Source organism: uncultured Salegentibacter sp., assembly GCF_963972535.1.
GTDB lineage: Bacteria > Bacteroidota > Bacteroidia > Flavobacteriales > Flavobacteriaceae > Salegentibacter.
The window spans coordinates 1-4924 of record NZ_CAXAVR010000153.1 but is presented as its reverse complement, the minus strand read 5'-3'; the positions used below and the strand labels follow the sequence as shown (position 1 = coordinate 4924).

4 protein-coding genes are annotated in these 4924 nt (G+C 38.9%); all 4 read left to right on the top strand.

Going from position 1 to position 4924, the window contains the following annotated elements:
• Positions 1-754, top strand: a 754-nt coding sequence (locus AACZ30_RS12895; RefSeq protein WP_339649842.1) for a glycoside hydrolase family 16 protein, incomplete at its 5' end; no start/stop codon positions are given.
• 121 nt (positions 755-875) lie between these two features.
• Positions 876-2234 (top strand): DUF1080 domain-containing protein, encoded by a 1359-nt coding sequence (locus tag AACZ30_RS12890; RefSeq protein ID WP_339649840.1) that lies wholly within the window; start codon positions 876-878, stop codon positions 2232-2234.
• A gap of 2 nt (positions 2235-2236) precedes the next feature.
• Positions 2237-3577, top strand: a complete 1341-nt coding sequence (locus AACZ30_RS12885) for a Gfo/Idh/MocA family oxidoreductase (protein WP_339649838.1) — start codon at positions 2237-2239, stop codon at positions 3575-3577.
• Positions 3578-3677: 100 nt separating this feature from the next.
• Positions 3678-4924: PAS domain S-box protein (locus AACZ30_RS12880; RefSeq protein ID WP_339649836.1), on the top strand; the 1247-nt coding region annotated here is incomplete at its 3' end.

Sequence of the window (4924 nt, the reverse complement as noted above, 5' to 3'; positions counted from 1 at the left end):
AAAAAAGAATATAATATTGAGCGCGGTTCTATGTGCGGGTTTGCAGGTTTCTGCTCAGGAATTAATTTGGGAAGAAGATTTTGAAGGCGATACTTTAAACATGGAAAACTGGAGCTACGAAACCGGAGATGGCTGTCCAGATCTTTGTGGCTGGGGAAATAACGAACGCCAAATTTATAGCAAAGATTATGTAGAGGTAAAAGACGGGAATTTAGTACTTACCGCCGATAAGGTTGGTGATAAGTATTACAGCGGAAAAGTAAATACGCAGGATAAATTTGAATTTCAATACGGTACCGTTGAGGTAAGGGCGAAATTACCCGATGGCCACGGACTTTGGCCTGCAATCTGGATGTTAGGAAATAATATAAATGAAGTAGGCTGGCCAGCTTCGGGTGAAATTGATATTATGGAATTTGTAGGCAGGCAACCAGATACTATCCATAACGCACTACACACCCCTGCAAGTCACGGTGATACCGAAAATATTAAAACCACGCCGGTTAAAAACGCTACTTCAAAGTTTCGTGTTTTTAAAATGAATTGGACTGAAGATGCGATCACTTTTTATATTGACGGTGAAAAAACCTATACGTTTTCTCCTTCAGAAAAGAATGAGGAAACATACCCATACAGGCATCCGTTTTATTTCTTACTGAATCTTGCAGTAGGCGGTAATTTTGGTGGGCCAGAAGTTGACGATTCTATTTTTCCGAAGCAGTTTTTAATAGATTATGTAAAGGTTTATAAATAAAAATTACCCCCTTTTTTAGTAAGGCCGGCATACCAGTAGCGTATGCTGGCCTTTTATTTTAATGAATTGGCTGGAGATTAATAATTTATGTATATTTTACAGATATTTTAAATCCTACCTTATGAGAAATCTTTTTATTTTCTTGTTTTCAGCATTGGCATTCACAAGCTGTGCCGACTCAGAAAAAGATGAGACACCCTGGACCCAATTATTTAACGAAGAAAATCTGGATGGATGGACTAAAAAAGGTGGCGATGCCGAATACCGGGTTGAAAATTCAGCAATAATTGGCACTACCCAACATAACACGCCCAATACCTTTCTTACTACCAATAAAGATTACGAAGATTTTATTCTGGAAGTGGATTTTAAAGTCCATCCAAGTATGAATTCCGGGATTCAAATTAGAAGCAATAGTTTAGACAATTATATGGATGGCCGGGTGCATGGGTATCAGGTAGAAATTGATCCCTCAGACCGTGCATGGAGCGGTGGTATTTATGATGAAGCGCGCCGTGGCTGGTTGGTGGACTTAAGCGAAAATTCTAAAGCTCAGCAGGCTTTTAAACAAAACGAATGGAATACCTATAGAATTGAGGCCATTGGCGACACTATTAAAACCTGGATAAACGGGGTTCCCGCATCGCATTTAATAGATGATAAAACTTCAGAAGGGTTTATCGCTCTTCAAGTACATAGCATTGGCGAAGATGCTGAGGCAGGCACCGAAGTAATGTGGAAAAATATTAAAATTCTTACCGAAGATTTAGAGAAATATAGCAAAAAAACTCCCCTGGAGCCTATACAAACCAAAAACAGTTTAACTACAGCTGAAAAAGATAACGGCTGGGAAATGTTATGGGATGGTGAAACCACTGAAGGTTGGCGTGGTGCACGTTTAGATGAATTTCCGGAAGAAGGATGGAAAATGGAAGATGGAGTACTTACAGTGCTGGCCAGCGGTGGCGGAGAATCTGAAGCTGGTGGGGATATCGTTACCAAAGAACTTTATGGCGATTTTGAACTAAAAGTTGATTTTAAAATTACCGAAGGTGCCAACTCCGGCATTAAGTATTTTGTAGATACCGATCTAAATAGAGGTCCCGGTTCTTCAATAGGTTTGGAATACCAGATTCTTGACGATGAACGTCATCCTGATGCCAAATTGGGTAACCACGAGGGAAGTAGAACAATGGCTTCTTTATATGATTTAATTCAAGCCGATCCCGATAAACCGGTTAATCCAATAGGAGAATGGAATACCGCCCGTATTGTTTCAAAAGATAATAAAGTAGAACATTGGTTAAATGGCGAGAAAGTGCTGGAATATGAACGAAAAAGTGAAGAGTACCGCCAACTGGTTTCTGAAAGCAAGTATGTAGACTGGCCAAATTTTGGAGAAGCCGAGGAGGGTCATATTCTGCTTCAGGATCATGGTAATAAAGTGAGTTTTAAAAATATTAAGATCAAAGCAGAATAAATATGAATTCAAGAAGAGATTTTATAAAAAAAACAGCTTTAGGCGGAACTGCTCTTGTAGTTGGAAGTTCGGCAATGGCAATGAGCGCTAAAAGCTATCGCAAAATTATAGGTTCTAACGATAGGATTAATGTAGCTATAGCAGGCTTGGGAAGAAGGTTAGGTGCTTATTTTGATCCCATTGCGCGCAAGGAGTCCAATGTAGAACTTCTGTATTTATGCGACGTGATGGAAAGTCAGCGGGTAAATGCATTAGAGCGCTTTTCAGAACATATAGATTACAAACCAAAACTTGAAAACGATATTCGTAAGGTTTTTGAAGATAAAAAAGTAGATGCCATTATTAACGCTACACCAGATCATTGGCACACTCCGGGCTCTATTATGGCGATGAAAGCTGGGAAGCATGTGTATGTTGAAAAACCTTCCAGCCATAATATGTTTGAAAATGAACTGCTGGTAGAAGCTACTAAGAAATATGGAAAAGTGGTGCAAATGGGGAATCAGCAACGCTCTTCAAATCATACGATTGAAATTATAAAGGATATTCACGACGGGGCGATTGGTGAAGTTTATAAAGCAGTGGCATTTTATACTAATGCACGTGGTGAAGTTCCAAATCAGAAAAAAGCACCTGTTCCGCAGGGATTAGATTGGGATTTATGGCAGGGACCGGCACCAAGAAGAGAATACACCGAAGAGACCTGGGATTATAACTGGCACTGGTATGGTTATAATTATGGTACAGCCGAATCCGGAAATAACGGAACCCACGAAATGGATGTAGCACGTTGGGCATTACAGGTTGGAATCCCGCTACGCACCGATGTACAATCAGGAAAACGACATTTTAAAGATGACGGCTGGGAAATGTACGATACCATGGAGGCTACTTTTAAGTTTGCAGACAATAAGGTTATTCAGTGGGATGGTAAAAGCCGAAATGCCTACTATACCTACGGTGGTGGCCGCGGCACCATAATTTATGGCACTGATGGTGGCGTATTTGTAGACCGTGAGAAATATATACTTACCAACAGAAATGGAGAAGTAATTAAAGAATACAATTCAGCATCTGATGAAGCCGGGACAGCTTTAGGGGGTGGAGGAGATATGTCTACAGCGCATATGCTTAATTTCTTTGATGGAATACGCGGCACAGCTAAACTAAATGCGCCCATAGATGATGCAAATATAAGTATGACCATGGTTCATTACACCAATATTGCCGATCAATTGGGTAGAGGCTTTGATATAGACGATAAAACAGGAAGAATTTATGACAGGGATGCCATGAAACTTTGGGGTCGTGAATATGCCCCTGGTTGGAAACCTGAAGTTTAAATCCCAGCTAATTTTCTATAAACTATTTCAGCAAAACCTTACCAAAATCATAATTGCAGAGAGTTCTTTTTTAATACCTTAGCCCTCCATAATGCCCCCTATGATTAACACTAAAATTGAAGAAAATAACGAAATAGAAAGGCTTAAAACCCTGCTCTCCTATAATATTCTTGATACACCCTACGAAAAAGATTTTAATGAGCTTGCACAGCTTATTGCCTTAATTTGCGATGTTCCCATTGCTTTTATTGCGATGATAGACGATAAAAGACAATGGTATAAAGCCAAGGTAGGTCTTGATGGTAGTGAAACACCGTTAGAAGAAACATTCTGCCAATATACTGTTAAGCAGGATGAACTGGTTGAAATTTCTGATGCTCGTTTAGATGAAAGGGTAAAAGACAATCCTCACGTTACTTCAGAAAATGGAATTCGGTTTTATGCCGGGATGCCTTTAAAGGCTGAAAATGGCCATAATATTGGGACGGTTTGCGTTGTAGATGGCAAACCAAGAACGCTTGATGCCCAGCAAAGACAAGCTCTGAAATTACTTACCAACCAGGCAATGCACCTCATAGAAGCCAGGAAAAAGAATAAAAGTCTTGGGAAGGAATTAAATAGTATTCTCAAAAAACGAATCGCACGCACAGAAAAGAAGCTCGAACTCAAAGAAAGCGAGAATAGATCCTTAATGCAGGCGATTAAAAACTCCAGTGGAGTTGTAGAATTTAAACCAGATGGAAGGATAATTTCTATAAACCGAAATTTTGAAGAAATTTCAGGATATACTGAAAAGGAACTGTTAGGGAGTCATCATCATATGTTTATTACTCCGGCCGATTATGCTGAAAATAAGCAACTATGGGATTCTTTAAGAAAATGTGAATATAAAACGGGTCGTGTACGTAGAATCCATAAAGATGGATCTGAATTTTATTTACAGGCGTCTTATAATCCAATTCAGGACCTGGATGGGAATGTGATAAAAGTGGTAAAGATTTCACAGGATATTACTAAAGAAATTGAAGCAGAAATTTCTTTGGAAAAGGCCAAAGAAATGGCCGAAAGCCTCAATGAACAGAAAGATAACTTTATTGCAAATGTTAGTCATGAAATTAGAACACCAATTCACGCAGTTTTAGGATTTACCGATCTTTTACTGGAGAATGAAAAAGACGCTCATAAAACCAATTATTTAAAAGCGGTAAAAATCGCAGGAGATTCCTTGCTATTTATTGTAAATGATATCCTGGATCTTTCAAAAATGGATGCAGGCCTATTACAAATAGATAAAGATGTTTTTGATATTAGGGATGCCGTAAATAGAGTGTTTTCAATTTTACATTT